Source organism: Paenibacillus sp. Marseille-Q7038, assembly GCF_965111595.1.
In genome coordinates this window covers 1,375,931-1,393,992 of record NZ_CBCOOM010000001.1, presented here as the reverse complement: position 1 = coordinate 1,393,992, position 18,062 = coordinate 1,375,931, and the positions used below count along the sequence as shown (strand labels likewise).

The 18,062-nt window shown below is 39.3% G+C and carries 18 protein-coding genes, 1 pseudogene and 2 other annotated features; of the genes and pseudogenes, 2 read left to right on the top strand and 17 right to left on the bottom strand.

Annotation, left to right across the window (positions count from 1 at the left end):
* Positions 1 to 27: 27 nt before the first annotated feature.
* The 7 genes from ACWPWY_RS06755 to ACWPWY_RS06725 all read right to left on the bottom strand — a co-directional run bounded on the left by ACWPWY_RS06755 (position 28) and on the right by ACWPWY_RS06725 (position 7,282).
* On the bottom strand, positions 28 to 783 hold the full coding sequence (locus tag ACWPWY_RS06755) for a hypothetical protein (protein WP_454190969.1): 756 nt from the start codon (positions 781 to 783) through the stop codon (positions 28 to 30).
* A 153-nt stretch (positions 784 to 936) separates the two neighbouring features.
* Entirely contained in the window at positions 937 to 2,112 is a 1,176-nt protein-coding gene (locus ACWPWY_RS06750) for an alanyl-tRNA editing protein (RefSeq protein WP_454190968.1), read from the bottom strand.
* Positions 2,113 to 3,455: 1,343 nt separating this feature from the next.
* Positions 3,456 to 3,740 (bottom strand): hypothetical protein, encoded by a 285-nt coding sequence (locus ACWPWY_RS06745; RefSeq protein WP_454190967.1) that lies wholly within the window; start codon positions 3,738 to 3,740, stop codon positions 3,456 to 3,458.
* A 256-nt stretch (positions 3,741 to 3,996) separates the two neighbouring features.
* Positions 3,997 to 5,022: a glycoside hydrolase family 53 protein gene (locus ACWPWY_RS06740; protein WP_454192824.1), complete on the bottom strand. Its 1,026-nt coding sequence runs from the start codon at positions 5,020 to 5,022 to the stop codon at positions 3,997 to 3,999.
* A 207-nt stretch (positions 5,023 to 5,229) separates the two neighbouring features.
* Entirely contained in the window at positions 5,230 to 5,757 is a 528-nt protein-coding gene (locus tag ACWPWY_RS06735) for a GNAT family N-acetyltransferase (RefSeq protein WP_454190966.1), read from the bottom strand.
* A gap of 40 nt (positions 5,758 to 5,797) precedes the next feature.
* Entirely contained in the window at positions 5,798 to 6,466 is a 669-nt protein-coding gene (locus tag ACWPWY_RS06730) for an HAD family hydrolase (RefSeq protein WP_454190965.1), read from the bottom strand.
* Between the two features lie 216 nt (positions 6,467 to 6,682).
* The gene (locus ACWPWY_RS06725) at positions 6,683 to 7,282 is read right to left on the bottom strand and encodes a DUF1541 domain-containing protein (protein ID WP_454190964.1); all 600 of its coding nucleotides are present in this window, start codon (positions 7,280 to 7,282) and stop codon (positions 6,683 to 6,685) included.
* Between the two features lie 158 nt (positions 7,283 to 7,440).
* Positions 7,441 to 7,665, top strand: a binding site (T-box leader).
* A gap of 81 nt (positions 7,666 to 7,746) precedes the next feature.
* On the opposite strand from ACWPWY_RS06725, the gene ACWPWY_RS06720 reads away from it, so the two are divergent.
* Positions 7,747 to 9,108 carry a sodium-dependent transporter gene (locus tag ACWPWY_RS06720; RefSeq protein WP_454190963.1) on the top strand — a complete coding sequence of 454 codons (1,362 nt, stop codon included), beginning with the start codon at positions 7,747 to 7,749 and terminating at the stop codon, positions 9,106 to 9,108.
* Between the two features lie 247 nt (positions 9,109 to 9,355).
* Positions 9,356 to 11,125, top strand: coding sequence for a phosphatase PAP2 family protein (locus ACWPWY_RS06715; protein ID WP_454190962.1), 1,770 nt, complete (start codon positions 9,356 to 9,358; stop codon positions 11,123 to 11,125).
* A gap of 99 nt (positions 11,126 to 11,224) precedes the next feature.
* Here ACWPWY_RS06715 and asd read toward each other — a convergent pair whose 3' ends face one another.
* The 10 genes and pseudogenes from asd to ACWPWY_RS06665 all read right to left on the bottom strand — a co-directional run bounded on the left by asd (position 11,225) and on the right by ACWPWY_RS06665 (position 18,053).
* On the bottom strand, positions 11,225 to 12,310 hold the full coding sequence (gene asd / locus ACWPWY_RS06710) for an aspartate-semialdehyde dehydrogenase (protein ID WP_454190961.1): 1,086 nt from the start codon (positions 12,308 to 12,310) through the stop codon (positions 11,225 to 11,227).
* 132 nt (positions 12,311 to 12,442) lie between these two features.
* Positions 12,443 to 12,704: a binding site (T-box leader), on the bottom strand.
* Positions 12,705 to 12,777: 73 nt separating this feature from the next.
* Entirely contained in the window at positions 12,778 to 13,245 is a 468-nt protein-coding gene (locus ACWPWY_RS06705) for a hypothetical protein (RefSeq protein WP_454190960.1), read from the bottom strand.
* An 89-nt stretch (positions 13,246 to 13,334) separates the two neighbouring features.
* Entirely contained in the window at positions 13,335 to 13,796 is a 462-nt protein-coding gene (locus tag ACWPWY_RS06700; RefSeq protein WP_454190959.1) for an arsenate reductase/protein-tyrosine-phosphatase family protein, read from the bottom strand.
* 47 nt (positions 13,797 to 13,843) lie between these two features.
* Positions 13,844 to 14,710, bottom strand: coding sequence for an ornithine carbamoyltransferase (locus ACWPWY_RS06695; RefSeq protein WP_454190958.1), 867 nt, complete (start codon positions 14,708 to 14,710; stop codon positions 13,844 to 13,846).
* 55 nt (positions 14,711 to 14,765) lie between these two features.
* Positions 14,766 to 15,260, bottom strand: coding sequence for a shikimate kinase (locus tag ACWPWY_RS06690; protein WP_454190957.1), 495 nt, complete (start codon positions 15,258 to 15,260; stop codon positions 14,766 to 14,768).
* Between the two features lie 27 nt (positions 15,261 to 15,287).
* Entirely contained in the window at positions 15,288 to 15,794 is a 507-nt protein-coding gene (locus ACWPWY_RS06685) for a hypothetical protein (protein WP_454190956.1), read from the bottom strand.
* A gap of 62 nt (positions 15,795 to 15,856) precedes the next feature.
* The gene (locus tag ACWPWY_RS06680) at positions 15,857 to 16,096 is read right to left on the bottom strand and encodes a DUF3977 family protein (RefSeq protein WP_454190955.1); all 240 of its coding nucleotides are present in this window, start codon (positions 16,094 to 16,096) and stop codon (positions 15,857 to 15,859) included.
* Between the two features lie 24 nt (positions 16,097 to 16,120).
* Complete coding sequence (locus tag ACWPWY_RS06675; RefSeq protein ID WP_454190954.1) at positions 16,121 to 16,654, bottom strand: HAD-IIIA family hydrolase; 534 nt, start codon at positions 16,652 to 16,654, stop codon at positions 16,121 to 16,123.
* A gap of 76 nt (positions 16,655 to 16,730) precedes the next feature.
* Complete coding sequence (locus tag ACWPWY_RS06670; RefSeq protein ID WP_454190953.1) at positions 16,731 to 17,516, bottom strand: SDR family oxidoreductase; 786 nt, start codon at positions 17,514 to 17,516, stop codon at positions 16,731 to 16,733.
* Positions 17,513 to 18,053 (bottom strand): annotated as a pseudogene (locus ACWPWY_RS06665) (DinB family protein). The gene ACWPWY_RS06670 and the pseudogene ACWPWY_RS06665 overlap by 4 nt, the downstream one beginning before the upstream one ends.
* Positions 18,054 to 18,062: the final 9 nt, after the last annotated feature.

Below are 18,062 nucleotides of genomic sequence, written 5' to 3'. Positions count from 1 at the left end.
CGGCTTTTTCTTATTCTATTAATGATGTTAAACTCTGGGCGCTCGCCAGAATATGGCGTTCTCTGATGTAACATTAACACTGAATCGATATGGAGATTCGGTCGTAAGTTCAAAGGGATCATAGTGTTCCGGGACTAAGGCACAGAACTCTTTCTTCTCTTTGGCCATATACCCTTTATAGAAATCACTCCATCCCTCGTTCTTCTCTCTGCTATAAATGATGAGGGGGACATTCGACGCCATATGATTACGGAATTCCTCTGGACTCAGCAAGATTCCTTCGAGATCAGTAACATATACGCCCCATGAAGCGTCCATATATAACCACTTCCCAAGCTGATACGAGTACACGGCAGTAACCACATAACTGTCCAGATCGTACGCATCATACGAACCGCAGTGAATACGGCGCGCAGGATAACCTAAACTGAGATATACCTCAGTCAATACCGTTGCTATTACGTAACAATTTACTTTCATATCTGTGTGTTCCGTCAGCTCTAACACAGAAAGGGCATGAACAAGTTTAGATGGAGGTTCATTTCCATGCATCAGACGTTGATTCACCCATTTCATTAAATTGATAATCTGTGATATTTCATCGCCTGTACCTGCAACTTCGTTCAAATGGTATTGCTCGCGTAGCCTACTAAGATGAGGATCATTTGAATGTTGATATGTAAATTCATAGGATGGAGATACGGACTGATCGGCTGAGGTAAAGTTAGTGTTTTGTAGTAACATAGTGTAGTGCTCGGCGAATTCTTTCATATACCCAAACATGACTCACCTCCGCTAGTCGAATTTGTAAGGCCAGTTCAGAAATCAAGTTATCTCCTCCAAAAGTGTGTTATTCTCCTAATTCGATAACATGTGGCAGTATCCTCTCACAAAAAAGGACAAGCCCTTCTAGGCTTGTCCTGCTTTACTCTTTTTCTATTGTCCTTTAAGGGCCTGTGAGGAATATTCATAAAATGCTTGAGCATCCTCCCAAGTTGAAAATCCTGCCTGAGCCAGTATGTCGCTGCCTCCGCCTTTTCCGTTATAAGCTCCTAAGTGAGCTTTGAAAAATGCACCGCAGGAATGACCTGCTTCCTTACTCTGTGATAAGACCACTTTATTCTCTGCCTTGGTTGCCAGCAATATCGCAGCATGACTGCGCGTGGACAGTGTGCTTGCCAAGCTTTGCAGGTCCTTAACTGTTTTATCTTCAAAAACTTCGGCAATAAGGTTTCCGTCTTCATTATTTAGCAATTGCGCTGCAAGATACGCGTTATTTTGTTCTTTAAGCAGAGCAAGCTCCGTTTGTAGTTGTTTTTGCTCTTGTTCCCATTTTTCTATACGGTGAAGAATCTCATCCTTCGCTGTTTTGAATCGGGAGGACAAGGCTCCTAGGATCCGCTGTGATTCATTAAACTCTTCTAGCGCCCTATATCCACATTTAAAATAGATACGAGTGTTACCCTTCTGTTTTTCCATTTTGATCAGCTTAATGATACCGATTTCGCCTGTTGACGAGACATGTGTTCCACCGCATGCATTGTATTCCACATCTTTGATTTCTACAATTCGAATATCATCCTTCACGGTAGGTTGTTTCACTAGATTGATTGATTTCACTTCTGTCTCATCCACCCAATAAGAGAGAATCGGATGATTTAGATAGATGTGACGGTTCACCTCGTGCTCAATAGTCTCAAGCTGATCAGCCTTCAGTTCAGGTATCTCCACGTCAATCGTGCAATAATCAACACCTAAATGGAAGCTTAGGGTCTTTATTTCATACAAGTCCAGACATACTGCAGAGAGTAAATGCTGTCCACTATGCTGCTGCATATGATCAAATCGCCGGTCCCAATCAATCTTACATGATACCGCACGATCCTCCGGAACACGTTCAAGCTTATGTAAGACACGATCCCCATCAGTTACGACATCAAGAACCGGAATGCCCTGAATGTAGCCTGTGTCACATGGTTGACCACCACCGTGCGGATAGAAAGCAGTCTCTTCTAATACAACATCATAGCCATCTTCTCTCTCGATGGTTTCAACTATATTTGTCTTCCACTCCGTCTGATAAGCAGAATCGTAGTACATCTTTTTTGTCATGGTATAATTCCTCTCCTATGTAATTCATGTTTTTATATTATAGATGTTTGCATATACAGTCAAAAAACAAAAGCAAGCGTCATAGCGCCTGCTCAAGGTGAGCTATCAAAGAGGGAAAAGATGACCGAAAATATTGATTTAATTAAAAACTTCCAAGATAATGGAGAAGTCGCAGAAAGTATAGCTAAATACTTAATAAGTTAATAAAGATAGGTGATATTATCAACAACATAAGAAAATGGACAATTAGTGTTTTGGTATTTTGGGGAATCTTCAAAGTTTTATTTTTTATTTTTAAAGATATCATATTTCGATATATCACATTCCCTGAACCACTTAACGCCTTTTTACAAATAGCAAGTTCGGGTATCATCGTCTTATTAACATTTATATTCACGGCATTATTGGTTAAAGGTAACAATAAAAACGAGATATCTTAGAAGCAAAGAAAAGACCCTACTAACACTCAGCCAGTAGGGTCTTATTTTATGTATCTTAATGCACTTCTTCAGCAAGAAAAGGACTAAAATATTCCTCTATACTTATGACTCTCTAAGAAACGCGGCAAAGTGTTCAACATCATGAAATCGATTGATTACAACACCATTCGCTTGAAGGTGACGTTCTAGTAGGGTACTCAGACGTTCTACGGCTGATTGTAATACAGATAGGCGGTTAACATCTAATAGTGGAATCAGTTCTGGAAGACGCGCTCTTATATATGCATCCATATAGTCCGAGTGTAAGGTCAGGTTCGTTGGCCAGTGACCCTTTTCAGCGAAGTACGTACTTCTTTTTTTACTAGAAAGATTTCAAATGTTCCTTTTGTCAGCTGCTGACAAGCTTGTAAGATGTCTTCTTGTCTATCACTATGTAATATGTCTCCAAGTTAGCTGGTTTAAGGGAAAAGCTCATGATTTGCTCTCTATCCTAACCAATATATTAGATGGATCTATTTTACCATTAATCCCCTGTGCAAAAGATGTAACAAATCGATATATCGAAATCGTACCATCAACTATTCAAACCTCTGCTTTCATCTCATCGATATAAAATAACAAAAAGCCGTCAAAATGACGGCTTCATGAAGGAACATACGATGAAATAAGCTATATGTATGTATGGCAGCTTGCTGAGAGCGTATGTAATTCACTCTTCTTCACTGTGATTTTCTAGATCAATAATAGAATATAGAGTGACCGGATAATCAGCGAACACCCGGTGAATTATTTTGAGGATATCTCGGTACTCCGTACCCGTTCGATTAAAGCTCATACGATAAGGTAACGCAATAGAATACTCATGTGACTCAGCAAAGTGGCGAAGTTCCACTAATGCTTTTTCTAGTGCTTTCTTATTACAAGATTGCTTCTTGCGTAATATACCTCTTTTATAATATTTCTGTCCAAAGAGATTTGCGATGAACTTTCCTTTGGTCTGAATAATTGGACTTGTCCTAATAGTGAAATCTCACTATTGGTCAGTGTAATATAGGAAGAATAAGCTTCTGGATATTCTATTTTAATTTGTTTTGCAATACTGCCTCCCATAATTCCCTTACAATTTACTAGATGACCAATGATATCCTCCGCAGCATAAGCAATATCGCCTCTTACAATCTCAACCAACGATTATTCCCCCTCTCTTCTCTTGTTCGATCAGCCTTTCTCTTAAGCGATTCGGCCTATTATTGATATGTAGTAAGAGGAATAATCCCTATAGCTAATTATAGCCTATGATTTATCGCCATATCTATGTAATTCTTATACTTTATACGATCTATCGGGTGATAGCCAGTTTCATTGCTTGATAACAAAAAAGAACCGCGTTTCATCGCGGCTCTTTCTCTCTGTTCTAACGGTTTGAGAAACATAAAGTGTACTATTAATTCAAGAATCCATCTAAAGCAATGGTTGGTTTACCATCCGCTTGCCAAGCTCCTTTATTGTATCCCCCATTATATCCCGGTGTAGCTTGCGGCTCCCAATAAAATACGCCTAAACCTTTGCCTCCAGAGATATTACGGAACTCGGTTTTTATTTTGCTAATGAAATTTTTGGCCTCCGTAGGTTGATTGTAGTCCATACCAATTTCGGACATGAGAACCTCTTTCCCATATTTCGATACCATCAGTTTCGCATTTGTTACTGTCTTTGTTACTGCGCTAGACCAGTCTGTGGATGACGGGTACAAGGATAAACCAACCGCATCGAAATTCGCTCCGTTCGCAACAAGTCCTCCAATATTCCAATCCAGTACAGTTCCGTTATCGCCATTCGCTATATGTACGATGGTCTTCGTACTGCTACTAACCGATTTAACCGCATTATGCCCTGAATTTACGAGCCATGCGTAATTTTTCATGTTCACCGATGCTTTTCCGTCATCCCACAGCATCCCATCATTCGTCTCGTTACCAATCTGCACCCAATCCGGTGTAACACCTTTGCTCTTCATCGTATTCATCACATATACCGTATGGGACCACACCGCATCCATTAACTGTTCAAATGTATAATTACGCCATGCATAAGGTTTGTTCTGTTGTCCTGGGTCTGCCCAAGAATCACTGTAATGCAGGGTAAGCATAACACTCATACCTAGTTTTTTTGCACGTAAGGCTAGTTCAGATGCTTTCTCTGCATTCATGTAACCGCTTGCGTAATCACTCATATTGGGATTCACCCACACACGCAAACGAACAGAGTTCATTTGATAATCATTTTTCAAAATTTCCAGTACATCTCTAGTGACTCCGTTCTTGTCTTTCCATTTATACCCTTGTGCTTCCATCCCTGCCACCCAGCTTATATCTGCTCCCTTGGCAAAACTAGGCGCAGCTTCAACAGGCGAGTTGCCTACGGAACCTAACGTCAATAGCAGCATAGATACACTGAGTAATACGGTCATTAATTTCCTCCCTAATCTCTTCTCTTTCAACATCTTTCATCCTCCTATTCGGTGGACCTTGTATCATCCACACTTGGTTTCAAAAGTAATTGTAAGCGTTTTCTAACTTATTTTCTAGGATGTTTTCTCAAGATTTTGAATCTTTTTACAACAAAAAACCTCAAATTTCGAGGTTTTTTTGTCATTAGGTAAGTTATAATTCTTAAACTACAGCTGTATCACCATATGTATATCTTTAGGTTCTTTATCAAAAAGCTCCTGATCCAACTTGTCAGTTAGGATACTGCCATTGCTTTTATAAAAAGAAACCGCAGATCTTGTTTCCGTTGAGGAAATATATAACGTCTTGGCTCCTCTAGCTCTAGCTTCATCCGCTAAATCCTGTAATATTCGTGTACCAACACCCTGTCTGCGGTATTTCCTAGAAACATACATTAAGTCCACCTGAAGTTGATCCAGGTTCTTTCCTCTAAACGTGTGTGCAAGAACTCCGAATCCAATTAACCGATCCCCATCAAAAGCTCCGATTGCTGCTCCCCCGTTATGTAGCTCGAATAAGTACCGTTGTTCAATCTCTTGAAGAAGTACTTTATCCCAGTTTGGACACTCATGATTCGCAGAAATCTCAATTAAATGATTACGGTCCATCTCGTATATCAGGTCAATATGTTCAGAACGATCAATCTCTTTTAATTTCTGGACCTGTTCTGCCTTCAATCTTTGATAGGTAATCATAAAGGTATCCTCCTTAATATAGGTATGCTCGAACTTCCTTTTAGCTGTGTACGATCTGATCTGCATTAAGAAGTTTAGCTAATTCTTGAATGCTTTGTACTAGATACGTAGGCTGAATATCGATAAGTTCCTCTCTGCTACCAAACCCATAGCCAACCGCTATGGAGGCAATACCATGATGCTGTGCTCCTATGATGTCATGTTTACGGTCTCCCATCATGACGGTTTCTCCAGGATTCAGATTAAAATTTTCTAGAAGATAACCGATAATTTCCGCCTTGGCTGATCTCGTTCCATTAAGCTCACTGCCGCAAACATATTCAAAATACGAGCTGAGTTCAAAGTGATCTATGATCTGCTGGGCAAAAACCTGCGGCTTCGAAGTAGCTACAAAAAGACGATTGCTCGTATCCTTAGTCAGCAGCTCCAATAGCTCTTTTATTCCTGTATACACTTCGTTTTCGTAAAGACCCGTTACTTTAAAATATTCCCGATAGTATTCAATCGCGGTATTCGTCTTCGCTTCATCAAACCCGTAAAAGTCTTGAAAAGAAACAGCTAACGGGGGACCAATAAATATCTCAAGTTCATCCAAACTTTCTACTGTTATTCCCATTTTGTCTAGAGCATAGCTAACTGATTTTGTAATTCCAATCTTCGGATCGGTAAGCGTTCCATCTAGATCGAATAAAATATTCTTATAACCCATTCGTAATTCCCCTCTTTCCTAAAAATAACTCTTCATTTCGATGACTAGTTAATAAATGTCATTAATATCAATCTCTAGTATATACGCATTTGTATTAGTAATGTTTTTCATTTTTCTATTCGTTTATAGAACTATACAAAAAGCAACCTCCTATTTGGCATTTGGAAACCAATAAGAGGTTGCTTATTTTAATATCATATAATGAATTATTCATATTTATTTTGCGGAAAGTTCCTCTTCTGTTACCCATTTATGGTTTTTTACCGGTTCTCCACCCGTTGTTGGAGTATAATCCACCATATACACGGTAGTCATCTCTGAAGAATCAATGACTGCAGGTGCGTCTTTCATTCCAGGCATGTGATCTGCTTCTAAAGTAACTTCTGTTCCATCTTTCAACGTTTCGTTTGTCAGGTCTTTAATTTCTTCATGAATGACCCATTTATGATTATTCACAGATTCTCCACCTGTGGTTGGGGTATAAGAAACTTCGTAAGCAGTTGTTTCATAAGCACCTACAATGGTTGCTTCTGCTCCATTCATACCTTCCATGTGGTCGGTTTTCAAGATCACTTCACTACCAACCGGATAGGTTGGGTTTTCGGCTTCTTCTAAACCATTAGGAACTTCTCCCGAACTTGAGTGATTCATATCCCCTTGATGCGTATCATTTTGTTCCGTCCCCGTTTGACCCGTTTGATTTTGCTCCGTTGGGGTCTGATTTGTGTTTGGATCAGATGATTCAGCTGACTCACTTCCACATCCACCTAAGACAATAATTGCTGCTGCACTCAATAATGCTAGTTGTTTTTTCATTGTTTTGATACCTCATTCTTTTGTATTTTCTTGCTTGTACCATCAATTTACCCATTAAGTTAAAACAGTAAACAAACGTTCATCTCACAAGGCGGACCAAAAAATACTTGACCGCTGGGAATTCCCATAATATAATTTCGACTATTATTATAAATACGACATAAGCAACGAAGAGAACTTTATTAAGCCGGTCTCCCTGTTTACAGAGAATCAGTGGTTGGTGGAAACTGATACATAGATTTGGTGAATTTCATTCTTGGAGCTTTTTTATGCTGCATTTTAAATCGCAGTATAAAGACGGAGGAAACCGTTATTTTCTCAAGTGGGAAGCAATTATTTGCTTCCAATTAGGGTGGTACCGCGTGATTAGCCACGTCCCTATCTATTATAGATAGAGACGTGGCTTTTTTGTTTTCTACTTTCATCTGTAGAAGACCTAATAATAATAGATTGGATTGATTAACATGCAAACATCGGAGCAGTGGTCATCGAAGATCGGATTTATTTTATCAGCAGCAGGGTCAGCCATTGGCGTAGGCGCGATATGGAAACTTCCTTATGTCACGGGCATAAGCGGAGGAGGCGCATTTTTTCTACTATTCATTCTATTTTCGTTATTCATGGGTTTCCCCTTATTGTTAGCAGAGTTTGTGATTGGACGCAGCACACAAAAAGAAGCTATCAGTGCCTACCGTAGTATCGCTCCCCACACGAAATGGCATTGGATTGGGAAATTAGGGGTATTCACTTGTTTCTTATTACTATCTTTTTATAGTGTGATTGGCGGCTGGATCGTGATCTATTTTGTTAAAGGGTTGTTTGGCGGAATTATAAGTGAGGGTGCAGATTATACTTCTGTTTTTAATCAAACGATTGGAAACTCTACTCTCGTGATTGCTGCTCAATTCATATTCCTCGCGTTTACTGTTCTCGTCGTCGCAAAAGGAATTCAAAATGGAATCGAAAAAGTCAGCAAAATATTGATGCCTGCTTTATTTGTATTATTCTTGATCCTGATCATTCGCTCGCTTACCCTGCCTAACGCGGTTGAAGGTGTGAAATTCTTTCTAGCACCCGACTTCTCGAATATCACTTCTGAAAGTATTCTATTCGCGATGGGACAGGCCTTCTTCTCTTTAAGTGTCGGTGTATCGGTAATGGTTACCTACAGTTCATATCTGTCTAAAAAAGAAAGCTTAATTCAGCCTGCCATTTCCATTGTATCGATGAATTTACTGATAGCGCTATTGGCAGGGTTAGCTATTTTCCCAGTGGTATTTTCTCTAGGATTAGAACCGGCTGAGGGACCAGGGCTGCTATTTGTCGTCTTACCGGCAGTTTTTGATCAGATTATTTTTGGAGAAGCTTTCTTAATTGGTTTCTTAGCATTATTTCTATTCGCTACCCTAACTTCGGCCTTTTCCATGTTAGAAATTATCGTCGCCTCCGTTGTGAAAGGGAAGGAAGAAAACAGAACAAAGTATGCGTATCTTGTCGGTGCTCTCATCTTAATCGTAGGGGTTCCTTCGGCTTTATCTTACAGTGTACTGTCAGATCTCTTGATCTTCTCAAAAACGATATTTGATTCTGCGGACTATCTAGTTAGTAATATCTTAATGCCACTTGGTGTATTTTTAATCTCCATTTTTGTGACCCAAAAGATTAAGAAAAGCACGCTGCGCGAAGAATTATTACAGCATTCACGCTTAGGCGGAAAAGCATTTCAAATTTGGTTCTTTATTATGAGGTATATCATTCCTATCGTAATCATCATCGTCTTTCTTGATATTACAGGAATACTAGATAAGTTCATGTCTATTTTTTAATATAATTATCACTCATATCGAAGTGATATCTTAAAAACCATAAGTGCTGAATGTAAGCAAAACAACTCTGCCTACTTCAGCACTTTTTTCTATTTAAAGAGATAGTTTCTTTTTCTACTTAAAAACATGGTTTCTTTTCCTAACAATAAAATTACATACATGCTTACTTTAGTTAACAAACCAAAGATACCATGATAAAAGGATGATATTACAATAAAATGGAATGAAGAGAGGATCGGTTTATAAAATGAACAAGAAAAAGACACCTGTATCTGTCGCAGTATTATCTATGAGCATACTTTTAAGTTCTCTTGGTGGTAGTTACGCCAGCGCTAGTGCAGCGATTACAAATGTTAATCCCCCGGCAGCTCCTGCTTGGGGCCATTTTGTGGATCAATATAAAAATAACGTGGCGGATAACAATACCGTGACTACCAATCCAACGATAGGTCTCCTTTCAGAATTCAATAAACTTTGGACTCCCGGTGATTCTTGGAACACAGGGACCATACTGGATCATAGCGTGCTGGGTCTGAATATTCAAAAGGTGGTCAATACGTCGCTTCGACGCACCGCAAATGAGGAAAAAGAGGCCTATTTAGATGATCGCAGGAATCAGAGCTACAGTGTAATCGATGGTCTTGGGTCACTAGCTGATATCTACCGTTCTAAGGCAAAGGCAACGACAACCATTCAAGATGTAGCCGCAGATGCCACGACTAAAAAGTATAGTGATGAAGGAAATAATGCAGGAGATCCTGAGTCCGAACTCGGTAATATGGTGAACTTGGTGAATACGCTTCGGGGCCAATATTCATCGACCAATCCGGCGAAAAGCTATTTTAGTTATCCTCGTCCCTTCCGCTGGGTTAATAATTCAGTCGTCCTTCCAACACTGATCCCTGTGCAAAATGCAGATCCCACGAAAGACGGCGGTTTCCCTAGTGGTCATACCAACGCTGCCTATCTTAGTGCCTTTGCTCTAGCCTATGCGGTACCAGAACGTTATCAGGAGCTGCTTACCCGTGCATCAGAGCTTGGGAATAACCGTATCGTTGCAGGAATGCATTCACCACTGGATGTAATGGGAGGGCGTGTTATGGCCACAGCAACCGCGGCGGCAATCTTATCAGATCCAGCCAACCGTGAGCTCAAAAAAGCAGCGTATAAGGAATCACATGATCTGTTGTTAACAAAAGAAGCAATAGGAACAGAAAATGATAGCAATCCTGCTACAAATAAGAAAGAATACACAGAACGTCTAACCTATGGATTTAAAAAAGCGAATAAGACTACTTCACCAGTCGTAGTTCCAAAAGGTGCTGAAGTACTGCTCGAAACGAGACTTCCCTATCTAAATGATACGCAGCGCCGCTGGGTACTAGCAACAACAGGACTTGCTTCTGGATACCCCGTACTGGACGATCCAGAGGGTTGGGGACGACTTAACCTCTTTGCTGCTGCGGACGGATATGGTGCATTTGATACAGATGTAACCGTTACGATGGATGCAAAAAAAGGTGGGTTTTATGCAGAAGACAGCTGGAGCAACAATATTTCCGGCAAAGGGAAACTCACTAAAAAAGGGACTGGAACATTACAACTCAAAGGCAACAATACATATTCCGGCGGGACTCTTATTGAACAGGGCACGCTTGAAGGTGCATCCAAGACCGCATTTGGTACAGCAAGTGTAACCAATAACGGCGGTATCCTTAGCGAAAATGTAGATGGACAATGGAAGATTGGTGGTAATTATAGACAATCTGACAAAAGTACCACGAAACTAACGATTGGCAGTAAGAAAGATTTACTCAAAATAAAGAAAGAAGCTGTGCTTGGCGGGAAATTGAGCCTTACCTTCACAAACAATTATGTTCCTAAAAATGGGGACGCTATTATTACTTTTGACAAACGAAAGGGTTCATTCTCTTCCGTAGAAATCAAAGGCTTGCCTAGTAAGAGCAAAGTGCAAGTAGTCTACACCGCTAAAAGCATTAAATTAAAATTGAAGTAAGCATCATAAAAATGTTACAAAAAAAAGAAGCCCAATGACCTCGGGCTTCTTTTCTCTATTACTTTATACATGGATTAAAAGCATAGCTTAAGATGATTCCTATTTTGCTTGAATGTATCCTTCTGCTTTCAACAGTTCCGCGATCAGAACAGCGCCACCGGCAGCACCGCGTAATGTGTTATGTGATAGTCCGACAAATTTAAAGTCATAAATCGAGTCTTCGCGTAATCTTCCCACGGAGACACCCATACCACGTTCAATATCACGATCGAGCTTCGTCTGCGGTCTATTTTCTTCTTCAAAATAAGTAATGAACTGTTTTGGCGCGCTTGGAAGACCCAGCTCTTGCGGACGACCTTTAAACTGTTTCCAGCGGTTCAGAATTTCCTCTTTTGATGGCTTATTCTCGAACGAAGCAAATACAGTAGCTAAATGACCGTCTGTTACAGGAACGCGGATACACTGTGTTGTAATCAATGGCGAGCTTGCTTTTACAATCTCTCCATTTTGAACACTGCCCCATATCCGAAGCGGTTCTTGTTCACTTTTTTCTTCTTCACCACCGATATACGGGATTACGTTATCCAGCATATCCGGCCAATCCGTAAAGTTTTTGCCTGCTCCCGAAATCGCTTGATAAGTAGAAGCAACCACATTCGTTGGTTTGAAATCAAGCAAAGCATGGAGTGCAGGAACATAACTTTGAATAGAGCAGTTTGGTTTCACAGCAATAAATCCTGTCGAAGTTCCTAGGCGTTTTCTTTGTGCTTCGATTACTTCAATATGCTCTGGATTGAGCTCAGGAATAACCATAGGAATGTCAGGCGTCCAGCGATGAGCTGAATTATTCGAAATGACAGGCGTACCTGTTTTTGCGTAAGCTTCTTCTAATGCCTTAATTTCGTCTTTCTTCATGTCTACTGCGCAGAAAATAAAGTCTACATCCTGAGCAACCTGCTCCACTTTCGATGCATCTTGAACGACAATTTGTTTTACGTTCTCCGGAATGGGTGTTGCAAGCTTCCATCTTCCGTTTACAGATTCCTCATAGGTTTTCCCTGCAGAGTTGCTGCTTGCTGCAATCGAAGTTACTTCAAACCAAGGATGACCGTCCAGCAATTGAACAAAACGCTGACCCACCATACCTGTTCCACCAACAATACCTACTTTAAGTTTCTCTGACATACGTTATTCAATCCTTTCAAATGGTCTTCTAGTTAACTATTCAAACCATACGATTTGGTGTGTGTTTCTCACATTTTATCTCTATATAACAGTGTATAACAATAAAAAAATCCCACCCCCAAGACGGCAAGTCTTAGGGACGAGATTATTATACTCGCGGTACCACCCCAAATTTGCTAATATGTCGCCATATTAGCCTCATCGAGTACGGTATTAAAAATACGTATACTCTAGCTCTATAACAGGAGCTCCTGGCACACCATCCACTACAAAGTAAAGTTTCCGATGAGCTGCTCTGAGTCTTTGTTCAATAAGGAATTCTTCTCTCCTTTTCAGCTGCCGGAGTTCTCTGTACAAGAATTCATTTATCTACTCTTCTCTTCATCGCATTTATTATGATTATGATCATTATATATAAAACCATTTCATGGGTAAACATTTTTATCAAATTTCTGAGGTATTGTTATTTATTTTAACATTGCTTGTATGGTCGATATGTCAAAACCACCCACCGCTTCATAAGTCCAATGGTGTTTCTTTTTAGAATTGAAACTACTACTTATATTCATTATTTTATCATCCGCAAATATCACACTAAGCGTTGGGCCGTTATCTGGTTGAATCCTTACTCTGTAATATTTATCCTGAAAAATAGGATTTTCGCTGTTGGTTCTCTTCAATTTGAGCTCCGCAAAAACATTCATTACCTTATTTATGGTTTCCAGGTCCGTTATCTCAATTGATGTATTATGTAAAATACCTTCCCCCTCTGTAATATATATCGAAAAGATTTCTTGTGAACCATGTGAGTCACCAATCTGATCTATAACTAGTTCTTTAAATGATGTGCGTGAATTTATCTCTGATATGATAAGTCCACTAAGGATGAGAAACGCGAGAATGGATAAAACAATACTTTCTGAGCGTTTACTCAAGCAGCAACCACCTTTCTTTTTCTCCTGAGTTAGAGGTTCAATGACGTGCAAGCTAACAATTGCTTATCTGACTTCCTTTGCTTTTGCCCCTAATTCTGATAATTCTTTAAATTTTTTATCACAACAGGTACAGCGTTATTGAAATATTGGATTAATTCCCTCATCTTCTCTTCAAAACCTTCCTCATCAGGAGCCCCTATGTTTACAGGAGTATTTTGACTTTTATAAACTTCATTAAACAGATAAATGTCTCGATTGTACTCATTTCTTACAAAGTCTCTATGTAATTCACTCATCCCAATAATAAAATCATAATCCTCGAATGACTTTTCTCCGAATTGTGTTCTCTTACACTGCGAAACATCAATGTCCATATCTCTCATCACCTGAAAATGAAGGTCTGAATAGCTGCTGATATCACTACTGGCCCTAACCCCAGCCGAAGCAACGGTGATATCAGTAATGTGATTCGTATTCAGATAATTCTTTGCGAAAAACTCTGCAATAACGCTGCGAGTATAGTTGTCAGTACATAAAAATAAAATATTCATATGATCTCACTTCTTTCTTAAATTGGCGTTGTCCTTCCTTATAACAATCATTTATTGTTTTCTACGGGTAAACCCAAAGAACGAATGATAATGGCTTGTTGAACATATAACAAATTTTTCTTAAAAGAATGCCCGACAAAGTAATCAGACTGCATTACATCTTCACTCACTTCTTGATTTCGATCGAAGGGGGGACAAGGATTGAGAAGCGCACCTTGATTCGTAAGTAGCATTCTTTCTAGATTTATTTGATATTTTTCAATATAATCATCGGTTTGGAATTCGGGAGGAAGCGAATCAGTAAGAACAACATCACTACCCACGAGTTTATCTTCAAGCTCCACTGAAAACTGATAATTCTGTTCGTCCATACGGACCCTATTTTCTGGGCTGCAAACGTGCTGTAACGTAAGATCAAATACGCTTGCTATCTCGATCCATGAATTTAGAATATTCCCCTGCGGACCGACAAAGGTGAAGGTAAGCTCTTGAAAGTTAGGCTTCATATTTCGGATGGAATATAGATCAGCAACAATTTCACATGGATGATTTTCTGATGACATTGCATTAATAATAGGGATTCTTGCATGTTCCGCTAAATCATTCATAACCACAAAACTAGGGTGACGGATGATCACTCCATCGATCCACTGATTCAGATATCTTATTACATCCGAGAGTTTCTCCTTTTTGTCCAGTGACTCTGGAGGGAAAAGAATACATTCCCCGCCAAGCTCTTTGATTCCTTTTTCAAATGTTATCCTGGTCCTTATACTCGTATTCGGAAAGAATAAAGCGAACGTCTTCCCTTCTAAAACCCTTTTGGAATCCCCGTTTTTTATTTGGTCTGTCATATTAAATAGTTCTAATATTTCTTCTTGATTTAAATCCCTTAATGTTAAAAAATGCTTCATTCGTTATTCCCCCGGTCAATTGATTCAAAGTTAAACCCTTATTTAGGTCACAGCGTTATTCATGAATGATCCCAATTAATTCACTTACACAATCTTCTATACTTTTATTTGAGCAATCCAGAATTGTATCACTATACCTGATATACAAAGGAACCCTTTCTTCAAAAACATCCTTCAGACATTTCCCTTCCTTTATCACAATTCCTCTATTTGTTATATCACTTAGTCTTCTTTCCACTTCTTCATAGGGAAGTTGTAAATAAATAATCTGTCCACCTTGTTTAAGGACATTCATGGCTTTTTCGGAATATATAACACTTCCACCGGTAGATATGATGCAATTTTCTAGTTCTAACTCAGACACAACCAACTCTTCGATCTCCATAAAGGTAGAGATACCATCCTCAGCAAGGATATCTTGTAATAACCTGCCATCCTGATTTTGTATGACAATATCCGTGTCTATATAATTCATTCCTAACGCTTTTGCGAGTAATACTCCTAAGGTACTTTTACCAGCTCCAGACATACCTATCAGAACGATATTCATAAGCCAACTCCCATATAGCAAGATTGCCTAGCACAAATCCATTGTTATAAGCTGTTTATAATCTTTAGTATCCGTTAATCTGATAAGTTTATGATTATATAAGCTTACATTTGCTTCAAAAACATCTCTATTTTTCTCGAAATCTCTTGTCCATTTATACATCATCTTTAACATGGCTAGATCTGCTTTGTAATGGCACTGTTCAATATGTAGTTTCTGTTTTAGGAACCTAGTAAAAATCCTGATCTTACGCTTCCATAATGGAGGATCAAGAAAAATAATAGTATCAGCCATGTCAAATACACTACGATATGATTCTCTATCTATACCTTCTAATATCCAGGGTCCTCTTCGGTCAATATCCATAATTACCTCAAGCTGCTCATCGGGTGTTCGTTTAACCCTAAGATCTGCTGTCTGGTGATAAACGATAGAATCCAGTTCATACCAAGATATATTCATGTCCTTTGATAATTGCTTTGCTAGCGTTGTTTTACCGCTAGCAACAATTCCTACGATAAAAATTTTCCTCATCCATTTCGGCTCCTAGTTTTATCGGTTTCTATATATTACGATTTTTGTGTGATGGAGCATTCCTATAATCCAGAGAATCCAATCATTAATTTGAATTTTCTTCTATCCTTCTTAGCTAACTTCATGCCTTCCTTGGTATCTAGGATCAAGACGTTCGTACCCATCCAAACCCGAAGATATACCGATTTCATTTTGAACGGTTTTATGAATCCTTTCACTTCACTCTCCGATCCATCGTCGTGTTCAATCTCTGTTCTAACAAACCAAGTATTCCCGATTCCGATTTCGGTATATTTCTTCAAAGATATAACTCCTTCAAGAGTTTATTAGTTACGCATATTTAGTATCCATTCCACTGCATCATTCATATGCTCCGCTATATAATCTGGTTCGGCTTCTTGCCATTTATGTCTGTAATCTGACAGAGATGATTCACCCCAACCCGTTTTCACCAGAATTTTAGTTGCCCCCACTGCATGAGCTGCTAGCATATCTGTTTCCCCTACATCACCAATCACTACACACCTAGATAAGTCTAATTGATGCTTTAAGGCCGCATCTTGCAACATACCAGGTTTAGGTTTCCTACAATTACACTGATCCTGTTCACTATGAGGACAGATATAAGAATCATCAAATCCGTAATTTTCGAATTCAAGTCTGAATTCTTCTATTGTTGCTTCACTGCGTGAGATTCTATGCTGATTAGTAAAAGCAAACACCTTGTACCCTGCTTGCTTCAACCGGTTGATCGCTTCCTGAGCACCTTCATACTGTTTAAAGTTACTTGGATGTACAAAATGACCTGTACCACCTATTGTCCCATCACGGTCGATAAACACAGCTTGAATGTCCTTCATCTAAACCCTCCCGTATCATTAACCCTCGATTTCCGAAAAAAGTTTTGTGTGAAATTAAAAGCTATGTCTTTCCTCTTCAACCTCGTTGGAATCCACCTTCGGAGTGAATGATTTGTCCGGTAATCCATTCCGCTTCGTCACTTGCGAGAAAAGTGATTAATCTTGCCGTATATAACGGCATGCCGATTCTGCCCGTTGGAGATTTTAACAAAATCATTTCTTTTACCTCATCCGTCATCCATCCTGTATCTGTCGGACCCGGATTTACCGCGTTTACTGTAATCCCTTTCGAAGCCACTTCCGCTGATAAAGTTAAAGTAAATGTATCTATTGCTCCTTTTGTGGTAGCATACGCTATATTCCCAACCATCGGCCCCAGCGATTGACCAGAAGTTAAATTAATAATTCGCCCTCCACTTGAATAGCTAAAACGATTAGCAAATGTCGCACTTAGTAACATGGTTCCACGTATATTCACTTCATAATGCTTATCTATTATTTCAGCAGTTAAAGCATCGTGACCAACATCAACGGAATAGGTAGCATTGTTAATTAGAATATGCGGCTTCCCTAATTTGTCCTCAACAGCATCTAAGAGTTTAGCAGATGCTAATGGATCTGCTAGGTTGATTTCTAGTTTCTCACAGCGCACACCGTATTCTATAATCTGATTATGTAGTAATTGAGGTTCATTTGATTTAATGCCCCATGGCATATCCCGATCATAATCGGACCAATAGGTGAAAAACACATCCATTCCTTTGCTCGCTAAGGCTAAGCATACCGATGCACCAATTCCCTGAAGACGAGAAGCACCCGTTACAATGGCAATTTTTCGTTCTTTATCACTATTCTGCTTCATTCTCTTACCATTCTCCTTCCTAGTTCAAATGATTTGGGTATGAACCATTTTCGAAGCTGATTAATATGAGCCTGTGATAGCGGCTATGGTCAGCTATATGCCATATACCCCATCGTATTGTTGCTTGCTTCTCTTTTTCATGACCAAAATTAACAACTTTGTCTAGATCCGCATCGATTAATTGTGTACATGCATCTTCCAACATATGTAGTACGTTTTCATAGTTATACATTAGTGTGTTCAACGACACCCCCTTAACCATAGGAAGCTTATTATTTTTATCGATCATGGGACCATATTGTTCTGATAATGACGGAGGGAGTGCTTGTTTCTTTATTCTATAAATCCAATTTAGATCAACATAGGTAATATGTTTGATAAGCTGAGAAGTGCTATTTGTTTTATGGTCAGGTCCTATGTAATCTGTGACATGCCGTCAGTAATGGACATAAGTCGTTGGCTGTTCTCTTTTACAGCGGAATATAACAAGCCCACAACAGGTGACATATTGGCTTGCCCTTGTAAATCATAGATCACTCTGCAACT